Consider the following 18,755-nt stretch of genomic DNA (forward strand, 5'->3'; position numbering starts at 1 on the left):
TCTTTGGCATCCATACAGCAAATGCGGTGCGGATGATCCCCAAGATGCAGGGCCAGCAGGAAAAAGCGGCTTAAAAGATCACAGAAAATAGGTGGAAGAACGGGTGTTCAGGGGACAGCTATGCCCAAAAAAACGAAAAAGCAGCTTTTTGGCAATGGGGTGCTTAAACCAGCGGAAAAATCTTACAAAGATCGGGATAACAGAACAAAAAATGGTGACCGAAATTATTCTGACCACCATTTTTTATAACATTTACTGAATATCCCGATTGAATGAGGAGACTGGTTCTGTTTAAAAGTTAAGTAAAATCGCTACAGGACTTAGCGGCGAAAAAAAATACCGCAAGCCAAACAAGTCCTTTCGCCAGGAAGAAGATGAAGGCCCCCATGCCGGCCCGCTTCAACCATTTTGATTTATTGTCCTTATTATTGTCTTTTTGCTCCATCTGAAGGATTAAACAATACCGCTCCTTTTTAGTTTGCACTGGTAATAGGAGTGAATACTTCACCAAAGTTATAAAAAGTTTGGTTGGCAATTTCTACCGAACGATCATAAGTTGCAGGATCCGCAGCATATTTATTCAATACAGCGGTAAATCCAGCCCACATCTCACGGCTATTTTCACCATACCCTTCAAAGAAGGAAGTCCCCTTGTTGACGCCATATTTGTTCAGCATCTGTACGATGTAGGGCCCCCCCATGATCGATCCTTCCAGTACATATAATGACGCAAGAGCTTCCTGTACATTTGTTACCGCTGGAGCTGTTGCTTCCGGAAGGTTGTCGACGTTGCCGCCTAAGGCTTCGATGTCACTTTTAATATAGGATGAGTTGCGGCGCTCTGCAAGATCCGGTAATACTTCGGCTGTGACAAAAGGAGCGATGCTATCTTCCACTGCACGGAAATAGGCATAGAAACCCTTTAAAACTTCGGCATAATCTGCTTCAGAACGAATATTTTTCAATTGGCGCACGATCGTTCCTTCTACGTTTTGGTGAGCAGCGTGCGTATGCTCTTTGATATGTTGGCTTAACATGTTCTTTCTTTTATTTATAACGATTCTATACAAAGATTCGTATTTATTTCCAATTTTTTATGCTGTTTTTTGGTTTATCATCTATGAAAAACGATAGGATTTTACTCCACGATTTTGATTGGATAGGCATGATATGGTGTTGCCTGCTCATAAAATTGATCGAGCCGTACACGTATGCTAATGCCATTGCCTAAATCTGAAGTAAGGCCTACCGGCGCATCCTCGGGTATCTGCACTCTAATGGATTTTAAATCGTCAGAAATACCAAGGAAAGTCAAACGCAAGCTGTTGGGATAACCTTCTTCGGTGTATTTTAAATCCACAACGCGAATGTCAGATGCTTTGGTCAAATGCCTTGCGGGCAGATTGATAATTTCACCTCTTTTGACCTGCCATTCTTTGGTATGGTTAAAATATACGTACGGAAGGGATTGGTCGGCAGGAACGGTTATAAACTTTTTACTACTTTTAACCGGGATGCTGAATTTGTTGATTACCTGCGCGTAGTAATCACCGGCAGGAATACCTGAACCATCTTGCTGATCCACATAGAAAGTAGTAAATGTATTCGATATGAGTTTATAGCTTTTATTCTGATCGTCGACGAGGTAGAGATCATCGCTTCCATCCAGCGCAAGATTATTCATTCGGATAGAGAAATTGCTTTGGCCGACAATTGCCGTCACTTGGGTTTCTTCGTCTTGGAAGGAGGGAAGAAGCGCACCATTTGACAGTTTTATGGTATAGGTTTTGAGGGTGCCATCCTGGGCTTTAACCTGATATTGCAGTCCATCTTTGAGTGCAATAGCTGTTCCCGAAGCAGGGCTGATACTTGCATTTTTGGAAATGTTGATAATGGGAGCAACTGTCTCGGGAATAGGCCATTCGGTAGAGCCTGGCCAGGAGACATAGATGGTTTCTCCTTCCACTGCTGCTACAATGGTATCTTTGCCCGCGTTGTAAGGGATTTTAAAAGAAGTGATTTCTGTGTAAGGTTCCGGAGCAATTTCATACTCTTTTTTGCAAGCCGAGAATAGTGTGATTCCCATGGTCAGCAACATGACGGGAATACGGTATAATGTGTTTCTTTTTTTCATGGTTGTGGTGACTTTCTATCGTCAAAAGGCATGTGTAAAGACGAAAAGCAAATGAATTTCATCCATAAGCTATTCATGTATAGTTAGTTGTCGTAAATAATTCGAATCGGATTTTTTAAGGTTTCCTCACGGCTATAGTAACGTACTTTGACATAGTAATCACCCGCTGCTGGCACTTTATTGTACTGTAACGAACTGCCGCTTCCTGTCATCCGTCCCTCAATTGAATTTAATGGTAGTTCGATGTAAGAATTGCTAATGCTTGGCGGAGTGCCCGAAGTTATTTGTTTAAAAAAATATTCTTTCCCATCCTTATCGACCAGACTTGCACGCGCTATAGTTAAATCTATTTCATAATTTCCAATAAAAGGATAATTGGGTTGGACGGTATTGATATGGATAAAATTAAAGACATAACCGTGTGTCTGATCGTACACAACAGGTGCGTTTGGATCTGAACTAACCTCTTGCATATGAAGTGCTGGTTGGTCGCTTTTGACAGTTAGCGTATAGGTGGCTGTACTGCCATCCGTAGCGGTAACAGGGTATTGAATGGTACGCCCTTTGGTAAAATAATCGACCATATTAGTGATCAGTGTATCTGAACCCTGTTTTAGGGTAGCGCCCGTGGCGACTTTTATTTCGGGTTCTAAACTGGTCATATAAAGTCCCTCTGGTAGGGTGACGGTAATGGTCTTGGTCTCGTTGTCTATGGCGCCGATGATTTCTTTGCTGGTGTTGACAATCTTAAAGCTGCTGATCCGGGCCATGCTCTCCGGCTCGTAGGGCTGGATTTCTGTTTTGGTACAGGAACTTAAATATAAGCTGCTCAATAAAAGGCCTATAGCGATCTTAAATTTTTGGATGGTTAATAACTGATTTTTCATTTTAGTTGGGAAAATAACCGGTACCAGCAAGGCCGGTACCGGAATTAAAATTTACAATTCTTATTAAAAAATAAGGGTATTAAGGCCTATTATAGTTTCTTATAATCGAAACTCATAAAAGGAAAGTTTGTCGCTGCGTAACTTGCATTTGGAGTTTCGTCCTTATAAACACTATTTAAACGCAATTTCCATTTATCTCCGGTTGTCTTGTTTTCTAAAATATACGTTCTAGGCCCATAGCTGCTCATAATGTGGTTGCTAAGATTATAGATGTACCATCCAGTACTACTCGAGTTGCCGATTCCATTCAGACTATTGGAGCCTGCAACACCATTTGAAATTAATGTTGCTGAAGTACTCGCAGAGACTGATTCAAAAGCTGTATTGACGTAATAGAGGTCGTATTTTGAAGTATTTACAGTCAAACTCGCATTAGCTGTACCACTAAATTGAAAATCATAGCTAGTGGATGTACCGCCATCATTGGTGATCAAGTTGTAGTAATAGGTGCTTGCTGGGTTTTTCCATTGCGTTGTATCCACTAAATCAGGTACAGTGCCTTGGTGGAAATTGCGTGCACCATAAGTGCCAGTAGCAATGGTTTTTAAATATCCTTTTGTGCCTGTTGCGGTAAAGTTTACTGTACCACCAATTGTTGGTGAAGGTGTGACAGCGCGTTTGCTAATTGATTGCTCTTCTACATTAGGTGCAAGTGAATTGTCTTTGCTACATGATGTTGTCATGCCAATCGCGGCAAGACCTAAGGCAATTGATAAAGTTGTGAATCTGATTTTCATTTCTTTTTCGTAATTTTGCCACTTCTACAGTGGGCTAGTTAATAAATATATGTTAATTAGTCAATTTGTTACCGGATGTACCTCGACCGTATATCCGGTTTTTTTTGAATAAGAATTGTACTATCTAAGGTTTTATCTCAAATTTTTTGCTGCCTTTTGGCACAAGGACATAATCAAAGGAGATAAATACGTGGGGAGAACTTTTGAACCATTCTTCAGGCTTATACAGGCCTTTGTACATGGAAACCGGTTTAATCTTTGCATAGTTTCCTTTTGCAGTCCGGACAATTAACGTCCTAGGTTTGACGACTTTTCCATTGAGTAGTCTCAGCTCATTTCCTAGCGCATAAGCAACATGTTCAGTTTCTTTGTTTGGTGTATGTTGCTTAACTAAGGTTCCAAAAAAATCGTATAAACACCAACCAACCCCATTTCCTTCGTCACCATTTTGATCCATACCGATCGCATCACCAATAAGTTTAAACTCTGAATCAGCTGGGATTTCGGTCACTTCATCAAATGCTTTCTCGACAATCAGGATACCACCGGTTGCGTTGTTGCCATATCCGAAATTTGTGTTATTGGACCCATTGTTTCCAGACACATGGCTATTGAAGATATTGCTAAAGGCAACGTCCCAATTCCGTGTCTGGCGATGTGTCTCCGGTATAGGTTTATTTGTCTCTAAGCTATAATAGACGGTAGGGGCAGCGTTCTGTCCATCGTTTTTATCCGTAGCGGCAAAATCGCGTACGGTAATCAATTTATTGTAAAGGCTTGTATTGCTTTCTTCTTCTTTGGGTGGTTCAACAACAGGTTCTGTTGCTGGATCCGATTTGCTACAAGCGGTATTGATTGCTAGACCAATGCAGAGCAATGCAATATACTTTGTTCTGGTGAGCTGTCTTGATATATTCATCTGTTATGTATCTGTTTTTATTTAAAATCATTCTAAATAATAGTAAAGGTAAAGAGTTTAGCCTATTACTTGTGTATGAAAAATGATATTTTATATATTAATTTTGGTTTTAGCTGATTAGCAATAAACAGGCAATAGGAAGATTTTCCCTGTTGCCCATTGTCTTATTTGAATTCTTGGTAATCGATGGAATAGAAGACGAAATTATTTGCGTCTTCATTAGCCTTTTCATTTTCGTAGATACTATTCATCTTTAGTTTAAAAAATGGCTTCCCGTGTTTTGAAATAATAAGTGTTCTATTTTCCTGTGCAGTTACTAGGTGATTGTTATCGCCGTCATAATTGCACCAACCGGATTCAGAACGAACACTTTCTTGTCCTCCAAATTTCATTTTGTAGATAGCACTGCTGTTCGAACTGATCGCTGTAAAGTTGTCTGTTGCAACGACATCATTGAATGCTTTATCAATATAAGATAAGGTGTATCCATTCTCTGTGTTTGCGGTTAGTGTTACTTTTGTGTCGCCAGATAGGCTAATCATATTTGTTTTGATATCTGTTCCATCATTTTCACTGAAATTGTAATAATATATTTTAGCGGCTTCAGCTGTCGGTTTTCCATCTTCACTACGTGCGAATTGTTTAAAGTTTTTCAGCGAAAAAATGTCGTTTTTAACAGCTAGTTCCCCTTGAGTAAAATCAGTTTTTGAATTGCTTTTTAGATCTTTGATAACTTTCGGAGTTTCAACTTGTATTGTATTATTATCATCCTTGCTACAAGAAGTAAAACCCAAACTCAATGCACATACAAGTGCTGCTGTTGTAAATAATTTGTTCATCTTTAATTTAATTGTGTAATTTTCCTTATTATAATGTGTTTGTATTTAAGTTTTTGCTACCGTCTTCCTGTACGTAATATTTAAATGTGTAGTAGGGGGCAGGCCAGTTCATATTGGTCACTGCTGACGGATTTCCCTTATAGGCATTGATCAATTGTAATTTGGCATATTTACCATCAGGCAGGCGAATGGCATAGGTTCGGTTGGGTAAAGCCTGCATAATATGCGTGCTCAGGCTATACTGAAACCAGCCGAGCGATTCGGAATTGGATGCCCAGCCAATTTTACCGGTTCCGCTCTTGTTAAATTCCTCGTCTGACGGAGCGACCGTAAGGCTTTGGTAGGACTGTTTCAGGAGCATCACGGCCGTATTGTTGGCTTCACCCTGATAACCGGGATTAAACTCATCCATAGCATTGTTAACGAACACCTCGGAATTATATGGACCTGTAAATGCGATATCCCAGTCCTTTGTCTTCAACCATTGAATGGAATCGGCCTTTGTCTTGATCCAGATCTGCTTTTTATCTTTAAAGCGAAATAGAAAGGTGTAGAATGGCCGTTTTTCCTTGCCCTCGGCTCCGTCCCCCATGGCAGCGTCGGTATCGCCCGCCAGATCTTTAATCACGATGCTTTTGCCATCTTCCAATCCAATCGTATAGTCTTTGTCCTTTCCACAGGATAGGAGCATAAGCGCCAGAAAACCTGAAAAAATACAGCGTCCAAGCTTATGAAAAGAAAGCCATATGCTACATTCTGCTATAATGATGTTAATTGTTCTCATTGTTTTTCTACTTTATGATACTTGTCATTAACTTTAATCTCTAATCTCTAATCTCTAATCTCTAATCCTTCATCCATCGGTAACTCACGCCGCCCATAATGACCCGTCCGGGCTGTCCTAAGAGATAACGGCTGGTAAAATTAAATAGGTTATCACCAATCAGACGGAGGGTTAATCTCCGGTTCATTAGACTTTTTTCGACTGTCATATTCACCAGTGTATGATAGGGAATAAAGATGTCATATTGGTCAATAAATTGATTGCCGTTATTCTCCTGAAATGGCGTCTTGCCGCGGAAATTGACGCGTGCATTGATATTGACTCCCCAGGGTTTATATTCGTATTGTGCTTTGAAATTAGCCATATGGCGCGAACGGTCCTCAATGCCCCAATAGTCTGATTTTTTGCTCTGTCGATAGAGATCGCTTGCAGCATCATTGATCTGATTATAAGGATAGTTCCCCGCTGCGATGCTATCCAGTACACTGAGGTCCTTTGCAATCAGGTATTGATAGCCCATGGATAGTTGTAAGTCTTTAGTCGCTTGGTAACTCAATGAGACTTCAAAACCCTTATTCATCGCTTTCGGTAGATTACGGTAGCTATAGATCTGTGCGATACTGGTACCATTGCCTACACTGACGGTGTTGATCTGATTGTTGATGCGATGATAGAAAAGGGAGAGATCTGCCTGAAGCTTGTTGGAAGGATTCCAGGTCAGTCCGATATTGTTGGAGAGACTGGTTTCGGCCTTCAGATTACCCGCCACCAAATTCAGCATATAGCTGTTTTTATAACTCAATTCGCCCGCCTGGTCCATGGCGGCAATAACATCGGCCACCCGTTCGCTTCCCACGACCAGATAATTGGCTGCTGGATTGAAAAATACCTGATAGCGCATCTTGTAGTCCGGTGCTTTGAATCCTGCGCCAACACCACCTTTAATCAATAAACTAGGGCTGATATGATACTGCAAGCCTAAACTTGGACTCAAATGCCCATTGTACACATTGGTCTGGTCATAACGAAGCCCCAGTGTCGTTAATAAGCGGTCTATCGGCTTCCATTCGGTCTGGAGGTACGCAAATGCGCTGTTCAACGAACGCTTGGCATCCAGGTCCTGATTATCCATCTGCTCTAGGCTACCGCCAATTCCACCTGTGAACTTAATCCGTTGTATCGGACTGTAGGCAAACTGCTGCTCGATACGGTGTACATTCTGTCCGAACTCTTCAGCGCTTGCCAAAACCCCTTGCCGCAACCATTGGGCTGCAATCTGTGAATGAAATCTGGAAAAATAATAACGTGTCATGCTGCGTAGACCTGATTCGAAATTATGGTCGTAGCTGGCTGACAGATTGATGTCCTGATCTTTTTGCTTGTCCTGCAAGGTGCGGTCTTCAGACCAGGCGTTGATCATTTCAGATTCGCGGGCAGCAAACCGGCCCGTCATCCCCACTGTACCATTTTTGCTTGTACGATAGCGTACACGGCCCTGAAAACTGTAATTGGTATAGGGGGGGAACGTCGTACTCTTTGAATCCAGATATTGCTTGTCTGTATTGAACCCATCGGTGCGGTAGTAATTTCCGGAAACAACGGCGCTGCCCCGTTGATTGGAAAATGGTGTTTCGGCCTCCAGAGTTGCATCGACTGTATTCAGGCTGCCATAGAGCAAGGATGCATGTGCCTGTGGTGTTATGGCACCATGGCGGGTAATAATATTGATGGCGCCACCAAGTGCATCACTGCCGTATAAACAGGAAGATGCTCCCTTGATAATCTCGATACGTTCAATATTGGTCACTGAAATACGGGAAAGATCAAAATTACCGCTATTACGACCAAGCATAGGTTGCCCATCCACCAATACCATGACATAGTTGCTGCTAAACCCCTGAATTTGAACGCCAACAGCTCGAGAACCTCCAGCAATATCATTCACGATCGCAATACCGGTCTGTTCTTTCAGAACTTCGTCTAGCCTCCGGCTCCCCATAAGCTCAATCTCTCTTTTTGTGATAACCTTGACCGGCATAGCGGCATTTTCGGCTTTGATCAGATTATCAACGGCCTCCATTTTACGGTTGACCTCGACTTCACCGATCTGACGGTTATCTGTTTGTAAAGTGATTGTGAGTTGCTGGTTTTTATCGGTTAAGTCTACAAATTGGCGCAGCTCCTTATAGCCTAATGCCTGTGCGACAAGTTCATAACGGCCCGCATAGAGTTTGTTAAATTGAAATCTCCCTGCTGTATCGGTCTTGAAAGCATATTTATCCGGATACAAATAGACGGTCGCACTGGCTATTGCCTTGTTTGACTCGTTTTTTAAAGTTCCTGAAATCTTCCATTTTTCCTGTGCTTGCACAGTGTAGATCTGGCATGCGCATAGGGCAATCAGGGTGCTTGTTCGAATAGAAGAGAGGCTTTTAAACACTATTTTTATTTTTAATCATTCTAAATAATGTTACAAAAAAAGGCAATACTATTGGATTTTTCTATATGCAAATTGTCATAAATTCTATTTAATTCGATTTTTCTTATCCGTAAAGGGGGCGGTATTACGTTTTATTTGGCTGTTTTACAGTTGTATATCTTATTTTTCTTGCGGTTTGTCTTCCTTTATAAGGATTGAAAATAATTTGTATTTAGACTGATTATTGATTTGTTTTGTAGTCAACTAACAGTTGCTGTGCCGGAAATTGGAACTAAAATCCTGTGCAGTTTTAAAGAAGTTAAAGAAAGAGATGCGTAGAATTTACTTATTTATGCTATGTTGTTTGCTGCATACTGTCGGATGGGCAAACGCGCAGCAACGGATTATTACATTGAACAGTTCGCTGACGGAAACAATTTATGGGCTTGGTTTAGGCGATCGAATGATTGCAACAGATGTGACCAGTATCTCTCCAAAAGCTGCAGCGGCGTTGCCGCGGGTGAGTAAAAATCGTTCTGTGTCTGCCGAGGGTTTATTGTCTTTCGACCCTACGCTTGTTCTGGCAAATGAGGGGGATGTGGCCAATGCGGTCATTCAGCAGATCCGTGCCGCCGGTGTAAAGTTTATTGCGGTCAAGCCGAATTATTCTGCTGCCGGGGCTTTACGCTATATACAGGAAGTGGCGGATGCAGTCGGAGAGCCATCCTTAGGGAAATCTTTGGCATCACGAACAAAACTAAGTCTGAATCGTACCCTTGAATTGGTTAAAAAAGAGAATCAGGGTAAAGCGGTACCGAAAGTATTGTTTTTGTATGCACGCGGAACAGGGACGATGAGTGTGGCAGGAAAGGGTAGCAGCCTGGATGCCATGATCAATTTAGCCGGAGGAAAGAATGCTGTACAGGAATTCTCGGATTTTAAGCCATATACGACAGAGGCCTTGGTGCAGGCCAATCCGGATATTATATTACTGTTTGATTTTGGTGCCAGTAGCCTGGGTGGAGAAGAAGCTATTCTTAAATTGCCGGGGATGCGTATTACGAATGCCGGTAAAAATAAACGTATACTGGTGATGAATGCTTCCCTGCTGGTTAACTTCAGTAATCGGCTGCCGGATGCGATCTTGGAACTGCACCGTGGATTTGAAAAAGTAATGGACTCAAAATAGATCAGGTGCAGAAGAAGCAGAAAGTAATATTGCTGGCATTGAGCCTGATATTGATCGTTACATGTATTATTGCATTAGGTATGGGGGCTTATCACATACCTCCCGGAGATATCTTATCCATGTTAATGGGGAAGATAGATCACGCGGAATCTACTGATCAAAACAGCATGCAGGCCAACGTTTTATTTGAGATCCGCATGCCGCGTTTATTGTTGGGGCTGTTGGTCGGAGCCGCCTTGGGTATCTCGGGCGCTACCATTCAGGGAATTTTTCGAAATCCGCTCGCTGAGCCCGGGTTAATCGGTATTTCTTCCGGCGCGTCCTTGTTCGCCGTATTGATTATCGCATTTGAAACGTTTCTGCTGACCTCGCTTTCAGCGTGGCTAGGTTATTATATTTTGGCTTTCGGTGCTTTTGTCGGCGCTGGGCTGACGGCCTTTCTGGTGTATCGTATAGCCCGTAAAAATGGTCGCCCCAATGTGACGACGATGCTGTTGGCGGGTATAGCCATCAATGCATTCGCGGGCGCACTTACAGGGTTAATGACCTACATGTCTACAGAGCAGCAGCTCCGCACCATTACGTTTTGGATGCTGGGCAGTCTAGGGGGAGCTACCTGGGACAATTTATTGGCGATAGGCCCTTTTATATGTATTTCCCTGTTTATTCTTCCATTTTTTGGGAAGTCTTTGAATGCATTTGCCCTGGGCGAACTTCAGGCTGATTTATTGGGAATGCGCACTGATCGTGTAAAAAGGTGGGTGGTCATTTTATCGACTCTTGCTGTCGGTGCCTCGGTGGCCGTATCGGGAATTATCGGTTTTGTAGGACTTATTGTCCCGCATACCGTACGCCTGATGGGAGGACCGGATCATCGTTTTGTACTTCCGGGCTCATTGCTTTTAGGCGCTTTGGTGCTGACGCTGGCAGATGTTATCGCCAGGGTATCGGTAGCACCGATAGAATTGCCTATCGGAGTGATTACGGCCCTGTTGGGGACGCCTGTATTTTTGTATATTTTAATCAAGGATAAATAGTCTTCGTTCGGACGTTTAAATACTATTTTTTATGTTGCGTGTAGAGAAAATCAACTATGAGGTGAAAGGCCGGAAACTGCTGAAAGACATTACCTTTCAGGTTCGTAAAGGGGAGATTTTAGCTGTGCTCGGAGCCAATGGCGCAGGAAAGTCCACCTTGATGGGGGTATTATGTGGAGAGAAAAAACCTGATTCTGGGCAGATCCATTTCAATGGAAAACTACTATCTGCGTATGATGCGGCAACATTATCCAAATGCAGGGCGCTGTTAAGTCAGCAGCAACAGATGACATTGAGTTTTAAGGTGGAAGAGATTGTTTTAATGGGCAGATACCCCCATTATAAAAATACTCCCACAGCGCACGACTATAAGGTAGTGGCCGAAACGATGGAACTCTGTGGTGTGACCGCTTTTGCCGATCGGGATTTTCTGAGCCTCTCGGGAGGGGAACAACAACGGGTTCATCTCGCGCGTGTTTTAGCACAGATCTGGGATAGTCCCGATGCGCTCCTGTTACTTGACGAACCTATTTCAGCCTTAGATCTGCATTATCAGCAAAAGGTGCTTGCTATAGCCAGAGCGCTGGCCCGTAAAGGATTTATGGTTGTTTTGATTGTGCACGATGTCAATTTTGCCGCAATGTATGCCGATCGGATTTTGATGCTCAAACATGGGCGCAAGCTTTTTCATGGTACACCTGTGGAGGTGCTGGCCCAGAAAGAAATCTACACCATTTTTTCGGTTGAATCCAATGTGATCATGAATCCACGTACATTGAAACCGTATGTACAATTGGAGGAGATGGAGATTGATCTTGAATTATTTAGATAGATTATAAATAATTTTTAATTACCGCTCTAATTTGTTAATTTTAACTGCTGTGGGCTTATTTGGATTGAAATCATGTTGGTGAAAAGTAAAATAGTTGAGTTGGCTGATTGGCTTTTTGAAGAAGAAATACCAGACGGCTATGTGCCTGACAAACCTTTAGTAGAAAATAAAATCACAATCCATACAGAGCCTGTTCATATGGAGAATTTTCAGCTCTCCACATCGGGCTTATTTATATTGCATTCGAAAATGCAATTTGATCGGCCTGTACAGATATTGACCGAGATCGAAGGGGAGACCATTACCAGTCAATTTATATTCTTTAAACCTGCGGCCAGTAAATTGCCCTACGGGATGAGCAGACATAATATCCGCTATATACCTTCGGTTAAATCGGTGCATCAGGTGGAACCCGGTATTGAGTATACGTATTTTATTGCCGTTATATCCAAAGAATATTACCTGAACCTGATTAAGCGGGATTCGTTGTTGCACCAGCAGTTTGTGCATGAAATCGAAAAAGGGGAGTATACATCGTTTGCAGAAGAAGATCTGATGGCAACCTATGAGATGCAGCACACCATAGCCGAACTTATCGAATCGAAGAAAAAAGGTGAGATACGGCGGCTGCATACTGAGTCGCGCATTGTTGAATTGCTGATGTACCAATTTGAGCAGTATAACGAGAAAAATGATCAGGCCGTTTCGTTATTTCATGACGAAGACGTGCAGCGCCTGGAACAGGCTCGGCAGATTCTCGAACAGCGTATTGCCAATCCGCCGACACAAAAAGAACTGGCGGCGGAGGTATTGACAAGTGAAAGTAAGCTGCGAAAGGATTTTAAAGAATATTTTTCGGTGACAATCCACGATTATCTCACCCGAATCCGCATGGAAAAGGCCAAAAGTTATCTATTGGATGATAAGATGACAGTTTATGAGGTTGCTTTGCTGACCGGATATGGTCATCAGAATAACTTTAGCAGTGCGTTTAAAAAATACTATGGAATCTCACCTATTGAACTTAAAATGTAATTAGCTATTTTTTAGTGGCAGGATTATTTCGTCGTGCAAGGCATAGCAATCGTACTCCTGTGGCATTCTTCGGCTATCGAGTCCTGTAAACTTGCTAAATGCCGGTAGAATAATCTGCTGTACGGAGACCCAGAAGCAGGGCAGACGGAGATGTTTGTTGGGCGGGAGTTTGATACTGACGCCGGGATGAATATGTCCGCTGATGGTGAAAGCCGACGGATCTATGGTCGGTTCATGTACAAAGGAGATCTGCTCCAGCTCGAACTTGCCGCCGTGATAGATCAAATCAACCTGTTCAGCTAATTTCTCCACTTTTCTATCATGGTTACCGGGGACCAGATGAAAATTTAGATCAGCATATTTTTGTTTAAACGCTGCAAGCAAAAGGACTTCCTGATTGATTTCTGCATGAATAAGGTCGCCGACAACCAAAATGTTCTCTGCCCTATAGTGATCAATTAGCGCAGCTAGTCTATGGAGATCGCGGCTAGCTATATCTGAAGGGATAGGAATTCCATGTTTGCGGAAATGTGCAGCTTTACCAAGATGAAGGTCGGATAGAATAAGGGTATTCTGCTTCGGCCAAAAGACCGTGCGCTGATTATTAAGGATAAGTGTTTGTTTGTTGAATGTAATGTGCTGTTCCTGTATATTCATTTTCTTTGTCCACGTTTTGATTTATTTGCATGCTCCATGCGTTGGATCCGCTCGATCAACGCTTCACTTGAAAGAGACTGGCGTAAACTGTCCACTTTGATCGGGAAACTCAGCGGTGTGTATTCCTCTGCAAAGGTATAGATGATTTGGCTATTGTTTATTCTTTCAAATGCTTTTATCAGACGGTATTCCTCCAGTTGTTGGTTGAATACTTCGGTGAAAGCCTGCTTTAACAATAGATTGTCCGGATCATGATCCATTAAAACACGAAATATAATACCCGATGAAGCTTGCAGGGATTTGTTGTTTTGTTGGGTTCCGGGATAGTTTTGTATCACCAATCCGGAAATTACAGCAATATCGCGGAATTTGCGGCTTGCCATTTCTGCGGAGTTGATGCTACTGATCACGTCCTGCATGAGATTTTCCCGGCTCAGTATCTCGGTTAATTGTGCGTGATCCAATTGAATTTCTTTGTCGGAATAAAGTTCGAAACCATAGTCATTCATGGCCATGGAAAAACTAATGGGATAGCGTTTGCTGATGCGGTAAGCGACGAGGGCGGCCATGACTTCGTGGATCAATCGCCCTTCCAGCGGATAGAAAAATAGATGGTGTCCTTCTCTGGTCTTGATGTGTTCGACAAGAAATTGTGATTCATTGGGCACAGCCGAAAGACTTTGCTGCTTCTGGATCAATGGTACCAGGAAGCGCAGTTCTTTTTCAGTGTTGCCGGGACTTATTGCTTCTGCAAGTTTTTTACGCAAAAAATGGCTCAGGTTGGAAGAAAGCGGTAGTCTGCCTCCCAGCCAGCTCGGCGTAATGGCTTTACCGGATGAATTCTTGACAAATACAGTCATATCCTTGACCATAACAAGCTCGAGAATACGGCCGGCAAGGTTAAATCGTTCGCCTTTCTTCAGTTTGCTGATAAAATATTCCTCGATCATTCCAATATATCCTCCCGAAAGGAATTTAACGCGCATCATGGCATCGCCAACGATAGCACCGATATTCAGCCGATGGAGCAGGGCGATTCGTCTATTTTTTATTACCCAGTTGCCGTCATTGTCCTGTACTACTTTGTGAAATTCCTCATAGCGTTTGCCGATTTTGCCACCCGCGGTAATAAAGTACATACACCACTGCCATTCCTCATCTTCCATATAGTTGAACGCGTGGGTCCGGGCAACGATATGATGGAGTTCTGTCGATCGGAAGCCGCCTCCGAGTGCGATCGTGACCATAAACTGTACCAACACATCGAAACTCTGGACCATGGGGTCGCGGTTTTCTATGGTCCGGGTTTTGACAGCTTCCTTTAAAGCGGCGACTTCGATGAGCTCCAGGGAATGTGTCGGAACGAAGTAGATAATTGATGTTTCAAAAGGACTGTGGCCACTTCTTCCGGCGCGTTGCATAAATCTGGCTACCCCTTTGCTTGATCCGATTTGAATCACGGTATCCACGGGCTTAAAATCCACGCCCAGATCCAGGGATGAAGTAGATACCACTGCTTTTAGCTTTCCACTGCTCAGATTTTCTTCGATCCATTCGCGGATGTGGGCATCTACTGAGCTGTGATGCAGCGCAATCTGTCCTGCAAAATCGGGATGCGCCTGTAGTAATAGCTGATACCAGAGTTCACTCTGGCTACGGGTATTGGTGAAAAGGATCGTACTCTTGCTTTCCAGTATAATGGGGACAACCTGATTCACGAGGTTGCCACCTAGATGCCCGGCCCAGGGAAGGAGCTCCACTTTGTCTGGGTAGATAGATCTGATCGCAATTTTCTTTTTCTCCTTTGCGATTATCTGCACGCTCTTTTCTTCTCCTGGCAACAGTACATCCATTGCTTGGTCCAGATTGCCTATGGTAGCAGTGATACCCCAGATCTGGAGATCGTTATATTTATATTTTAAGTACGATAATGCCAATTCTACCATAACTCCACGTTTATTTCCAATAAGTTCGTGCCATTCATCTACAGTAATGCATCGGATATTCCTGAAATATTTATCACGTTGTTTTTGAGCGAGCAGGAGATGAAGGCTTTCCGGAGTCACCAAAAGAATGTCAGGCATCGCTTTGGTCTGTTGCGCTCTGATCTTTGGATCGGTGTCCCCATTCCGTACCTGTACGATCCAATCTAATCCGATATCGTCTATGGCGGTCTGCATTGCTCTGGCCAAATCCTTTGCCAAGGAGCGCAAAGGCGTAATCCATAGTAATTTTAGTCCTTTTTGGTAGCGTTCGGGATAATTCATGTAATCGATCAGGACCGCCATAAACACCGAAAATGTTTTGCCAAATCCTGTCGGGGCAATGACCATTCCACTGTATCCCAGCATGTACTGCTCCCAGGTTTTAACCTGAAAGCCAAAAGGGGTATTGCCCAAGGATTCAAAATAACGATTGACGATCTTGAACCCCTCACTGTGTGTTATCTTTTGACTCAACTTATGGTATTAATTTTTTGATGTTTTCCAATGTGTCTATATCGGCCGCTTTTTTATCCCTGCGCCAGCGCAAAATGCGGGGGAAGCGCAGGGCGACACCCGATTTGTGGCGCTGGCTATAGCCTATTCCTTCGAAGGCAATTTCAAATACAAGTTCGGGTTTAACAGTTCTGACCGGTCCGAATTTCTCCACTGCATTCTGACGGATATAGCGGCTGACCTCAAGTATTTCTTTATCTGTAAGTCCCGAATATGCTTTTGCGATGCTTACTAAGTGGTCACCGTCTTTGACGGCAAAGGTATAGTCCGTATAATGCGCGCTTCTGCGCCCACTACCTTTTTGCGCATATATTAACACGGCATCGATGGTCATGGGATTGACTTTCCATTTCCACCAACCGCCCTTTTTTCGGCCAACATAATAAACGGAATCTTTCTTTTTAAGCATAATGCCCTCACTGTTCAAGGCACGCGAGGCCGCTTGTAATTTCCGTAGGTCGGCCCAATTTTCGCCATGAATAAGTGGAGACAGCTGTATTGCGGGGCCAACATGACCTTGGCACAGCTGTTCCAATAACTTGCGCCTGTCCTGCAGTGGCTCAGATCGGAGGTCTTTACCATCCAGCTCCAATAAATCATAAAGGTATACAACAATAGGGACTTCTTCACGTAGGGTCCTGGAAATTACCTTGCGATTGATCCTTTTTTGTAGTTCATTAAAATTCAATATCTGCCCCTCTTTCGCCGCCAGAATCTCACCGTCCAAGACAAAGCTTCCTTGCCATTGTCTGAGCGCATCGGTGATTTCAGGGAACTGTTCAGTGACAAGTTCCTCACCTCTTGACCAGATAAAGATTTCGTCGCTTCGTTTGATCAGCTGTCCGCGTATACCGTCCCATTTGTATTCGCATTGCCATTCCGTTATCGTGCCAAGTTCTTCCACTTCCTTTTCAATGGGGTAAGCCAGGCAAAAGGGATAAGGTTTTGAGAGATTGGTATTGCTATATTCGCCGCGAACGAGTTTGTCAAAAGCGTAGTCGTGGGGATTCCACTCGCCCATAATACTGTGGGTGACAATGCTCGGCTCGATCTGGAAATGTGCTGCAATTGTGTTTATCAGCCCTTTGGAGGATATTCCCAAACGAAAGCTCCCACCCAGCAATTTGTTGAAAATAAAGCGTTCAACAGTGTTGAGCCTGTTCCAGGAAGTGAGTACAAATGCTTTTTTTTCTTCCATTGAAGCATTTGCCAACAGTAAGATGTCTTCCATCCATTCACTGAGACTTTTGTCTATTTTTTCGGATGCGGGAGGCAGTAACAAAGCTAAGGTTTCGGAGAGATCACCGACTGCGGCGTAACATTCGACAAACAACCATTCCGGGATATTGGTAATTTCCATTACCCAGGTTTTGAGTTCTTTGGTCGAAATCGCACGCTTTGGCCTTTTGCCGGTCATTAAAGCGAGAAACCAGCGTTTATCTTTTTCAGGCGCAAAGCTTAGAAAGCGGATGATCGCTTCTTTTTTTAAGCTGGCTTTATTGGAACTATCCAGCGCATTGATCAATGTTGCAAATTCTATCATACGCTTAATTCTTCTCCGTAATTTGTATTTACTTCTTCGGCTTCAATACCTATTTCATTCAGATATTTGCTGAATGAGGCTGTCTGTCCATGCGTGACATACACTTTTTCGGCGCCACTTTCCTTCACGGCCTGCAGCAATCCGTTCCAGTCCGCATGATCGCTGATGGCGAAACCTGCATCTGCACTGCGCCATCTTCGTGCACCACGGATTTGCATCCAACCGGAGCAGATCGCATAGGCAACATGTGGTATCTTTTGGAGCAGTTGCGTATCGAGTAATGCCGGTGGTAGCAATACGATCTTGCCGTCGAGCTGTTTCATGTCTTTCATCGGATCGATAATCTGGTAGGACGGCAATTTTAAACCTGCATCACCGTACGCCATATTTAATTTTGCGATGCTGTAATGCAGATATATTTCACCCATGTCCTTTACCGCATTTAATATCCTTTGGGATTTGCCCAATGAGTATCCAATAAATACGGATGTCTTTTTGTATCCCTGATTGTGTGTGATCCATGATTTCAGTCGTTGATTTTGGATTTCAACACTTTCCCAGCGATAGATCGGCAGTCCAAACGTACTTTCGGTAATTAGTTCATGACATTTTACAGGTTCAAAAGGGGTAGAGAGGCCATCATCCTGGATTTTGTAATCTCCCGTAAAAACAGTGACTTTACCTTTGTATTCCAAGCGTATCTGCGCTGAGCCAATGATATGTCCTGCAGGATGTAAAGAAATTTTTACACCGTTGATCTGAATCGGCTGATTGTAGGCTAAACCTTCAACCCGGATATCGGGCCCGATGCGACTTTTCAATATGCCAACGGTAAAATGGTGACAAAGATACTTTTTCATGCCCGGGCGCGCGTGGTCTGCATGTCCATGTGTAATGATGGCAAGATCAACGGGTTGCCATGGGTCCAGGTAAAATTTTCCAGGAATACAATAAATGCCTTTTGATGTGAATTGAATCATATCGAATCCTTGTTTTTGAAAACATGACTTCCGTATGGAGCATGTTATGTATTCAAACAGGCAGGGATAAGTTAAAGTTTTGTTTATTTTTTAGTGAAAGTCGATCCTAGTGATTAAATTGCGGGAGTAAGGAAATTTTTTGCCTGAAGAACGGATCCGGTTAATTTTTTTACATTTGTTTACTTTTGATTCTTAGTTTAAGCGC

Annotated in this window: 17 protein-coding genes; 4 read left to right on the forward strand and 13 right to left on the reverse strand. The window is 43.1% G+C overall.

The window, feature by feature from the left end; translation table 11 throughout:
• Nucleotides 1-298 precede the first annotated feature (298 nt).
• The 9 genes from D7322_RS28410 to D7322_RS07390 form a co-directional block, all read right to left on the reverse strand.
• Nucleotides 299-445 (reverse strand): hypothetical protein, encoded by a 147-nt coding sequence (locus D7322_RS28410; protein WP_183078633.1) that lies wholly within the window; start codon nt 443-445, stop codon nt 299-301.
• 28 nt (nt 446-473) lie between these two features.
• Nucleotides 474-1,037 (reverse strand): biliverdin-producing heme oxygenase, encoded by a 564-nt coding sequence (locus tag D7322_RS07355; RefSeq protein ID WP_121122795.1) that lies wholly within the window; start codon nt 1,035-1,037, stop codon nt 474-476.
• A gap of 101 nt (nt 1,038-1,138) precedes the next feature.
• Nucleotides 1,139-2,134, reverse strand: a complete 996-nt coding sequence (locus tag D7322_RS07360; RefSeq protein ID WP_121122797.1) for a hypothetical protein — start codon at nt 2,132-2,134, stop codon at nt 1,139-1,141.
• Between the two features lie 83 nt (nt 2,135-2,217).
• Entirely contained in the window at nt 2,218-3,021 is an 804-nt protein-coding gene (locus D7322_RS07365; protein WP_121122799.1) for a hypothetical protein, read from the reverse strand.
• 89 nt (nt 3,022-3,110) lie between these two features.
• Nucleotides 3,111-3,818 (reverse strand): hypothetical protein, encoded by a 708-nt coding sequence (locus D7322_RS07370; RefSeq protein ID WP_121122801.1) that lies wholly within the window; start codon nt 3,816-3,818, stop codon nt 3,111-3,113.
• A 124-nt stretch (nt 3,819-3,942) separates the two neighbouring features.
• Complete coding sequence (locus D7322_RS07375; protein WP_121122803.1) at nt 3,943-4,737, reverse strand: HmuY family protein; 795 nt, start codon at nt 4,735-4,737, stop codon at nt 3,943-3,945.
• A 164-nt stretch (nt 4,738-4,901) separates the two neighbouring features.
• A complete protein-coding gene (locus D7322_RS07380; protein WP_121122805.1) occupies nt 4,902-5,576 on the reverse strand; it encodes a hypothetical protein in 675 nt (224 codons plus the stop codon).
• A gap of 28 nt (nt 5,577-5,604) precedes the next feature.
• Nucleotides 5,605-6,360 carry an HmuY family protein gene (locus D7322_RS07385; protein WP_121122810.1) on the reverse strand — a complete coding sequence of 252 codons (756 nt, stop codon included), beginning with the start codon at nt 6,358-6,360 and terminating at the stop codon, nt 5,605-5,607.
• Nucleotides 6,361-6,421: 61 nt separating this feature from the next.
• Nucleotides 6,422-8,800 (reverse strand): TonB-dependent receptor, encoded by a 2,379-nt coding sequence (locus D7322_RS07390; RefSeq protein WP_245971278.1) that lies wholly within the window; start codon nt 8,798-8,800, stop codon nt 6,422-6,424.
• Nucleotides 8,801-9,110: 310 nt separating this feature from the next.
• On the opposite strand from D7322_RS07390, the gene D7322_RS07395 reads away from it, so the two are divergent.
• From D7322_RS07395 to D7322_RS07410, 4 genes are all read left to right on the forward strand, one after another.
• Complete coding sequence (locus D7322_RS07395) at nt 9,111-9,968, forward strand: heme/hemin ABC transporter substrate-binding protein (protein WP_121122812.1); 858 nt, start codon at nt 9,111-9,113, stop codon at nt 9,966-9,968.
• Between the two features lie 5 nt (nt 9,969-9,973).
• Nucleotides 9,974-11,005, forward strand: coding sequence for a FecCD family ABC transporter permease (locus tag D7322_RS07400; RefSeq protein WP_245971279.1), 1,032 nt, complete (start codon nt 9,974-9,976; stop codon nt 11,003-11,005).
• 31 nt (nt 11,006-11,036) lie between these two features.
• On the forward strand, nt 11,037-11,837 hold the full coding sequence (locus D7322_RS07405; protein ID WP_121122816.1) for a heme ABC transporter ATP-binding protein: 801 nt from the start codon (nt 11,037-11,039) through the stop codon (nt 11,835-11,837).
• A gap of 72 nt (nt 11,838-11,909) precedes the next feature.
• On the forward strand, nt 11,910-12,872 hold the full coding sequence (locus D7322_RS07410) for a helix-turn-helix transcriptional regulator (RefSeq protein WP_121122818.1): 963 nt from the start codon (nt 11,910-11,912) through the stop codon (nt 12,870-12,872).
• On the opposite strand, the gene pdeM is transcribed toward D7322_RS07410, so the two are convergent.
• From pdeM to D7322_RS07430, 4 genes are read right to left on the reverse strand one after another with little or no spacing between them, the layout of a single operon-like run.
• Entirely contained in the window at nt 12,873-13,529 is a 657-nt protein-coding gene (gene pdeM, locus D7322_RS07415) for a ligase-associated DNA damage response endonuclease PdeM (protein WP_121122820.1), read from the reverse strand. It abuts the gene before it with no gap.
• On the reverse strand, nt 13,526-15,988 hold the full coding sequence (locus D7322_RS07420) for a ligase-associated DNA damage response DEXH box helicase (protein WP_183078634.1): 2,463 nt from the start codon (nt 15,986-15,988) through the stop codon (nt 13,526-13,528). The genes pdeM and D7322_RS07420 overlap by 4 nt, the downstream gene beginning before the upstream one ends.
• Nucleotide 15,989: 1 nt before the next feature.
• The gene (locus tag D7322_RS07425; RefSeq protein ID WP_121122822.1) at nt 15,990-17,570 is read right to left on the reverse strand and encodes an ATP-dependent DNA ligase; all 1,581 of its coding nucleotides are present in this window, start codon (nt 17,568-17,570) and stop codon (nt 15,990-15,992) included.
• Nucleotides 17,567-18,550 carry a ligase-associated DNA damage response exonuclease gene (locus D7322_RS07430; protein ID WP_121122824.1) on the reverse strand — a complete coding sequence of 328 codons (984 nt, stop codon included), beginning with the start codon at nt 18,548-18,550 and terminating at the stop codon, nt 17,567-17,569. The genes D7322_RS07425 and D7322_RS07430 overlap by 4 nt, the downstream gene beginning before the upstream one ends.
• Nucleotides 18,551-18,755 lie beyond the last annotated feature (205 nt).

It is taken from the genome of Sphingobacterium puteale, from assembly GCF_003627955.1.
GTDB lineage: Bacteria > Bacteroidota > Bacteroidia > Sphingobacteriales > Sphingobacteriaceae > Sphingobacterium > Sphingobacterium puteale.

Bases quoted from the DNA above. Each gene is read 5' to 3' on its own strand.
- D7322_RS28410 (WP_183078633.1), bottom strand. From the start codon at position 445: ATGGAGCAAAAAGACAATAATAAGGACAATAAATCAAAATGGTTGAAG.
- D7322_RS07355 (WP_121122795.1), bottom strand. From the start codon at position 1,037: ATGTTAAGCCAACATATCAAAGAGCATACGCACGCTGCTCACCAAAAC.
- D7322_RS07405 (WP_121122816.1), top strand. From the start codon at position 11,037: ATGTTGCGTGTAGAGAAAATCAACTATGAGGTGAAAGGCCGGAAACTG.
- D7322_RS07360 (WP_121122797.1), bottom strand. From the start codon at position 2,134: ATGAAAAAAAGAAACACATTATACCGTATTCCCGTCATGTTGCTGACC.
- D7322_RS07370 (WP_121122801.1), bottom strand. From the start codon at position 3,818: ATGAAAATCAGATTCACAACTTTATCAATTGCCTTAGGTCTTGCCGCG.
- D7322_RS07385 (WP_121122810.1), bottom strand. From the start codon at position 6,360: ATGAGAACAATTAACATCATTATAGCAGAATGTAGCATATGGCTTTCT.
- D7322_RS07375 (WP_121122803.1), bottom strand. From the start codon at position 4,737: ATGAATATATCAAGACAGCTCACCAGAACAAAGTATATTGCATTGCTC.
- D7322_RS07425 (WP_121122822.1), bottom strand. From the start codon at position 17,570: ATGATAGAATTTGCAACATTGATCAATGCGCTGGATAGTTCCAATAAA.
- pdeM (WP_121122820.1), bottom strand. From the start codon at position 13,529: ATGAATATACAGGAACAGCACATTACATTCAACAAACAAACACTTATC.
- D7322_RS07380 (WP_121122805.1), bottom strand. From the start codon at position 5,576: ATGAACAAATTATTTACAACAGCAGCACTTGTATGTGCATTGAGTTTG.
- D7322_RS07430 (WP_121122824.1), bottom strand. From the start codon at position 18,550: ATGATTCAATTCACATCAAAAGGCATTTATTGTATTCCTGGAAAATTT.
- D7322_RS07395 (WP_121122812.1), top strand. From the start codon at position 9,111: ATGCGTAGAATTTACTTATTTATGCTATGTTGTTTGCTGCATACTGTC.
- D7322_RS07410 (WP_121122818.1), top strand. From the start codon at position 11,910: ATGTTGGTGAAAAGTAAAATAGTTGAGTTGGCTGATTGGCTTTTTGAA.
- D7322_RS07365 (WP_121122799.1), bottom strand. From the start codon at position 3,021: ATGAAAAATCAGTTATTAACCATCCAAAAATTTAAGATCGCTATAGGC.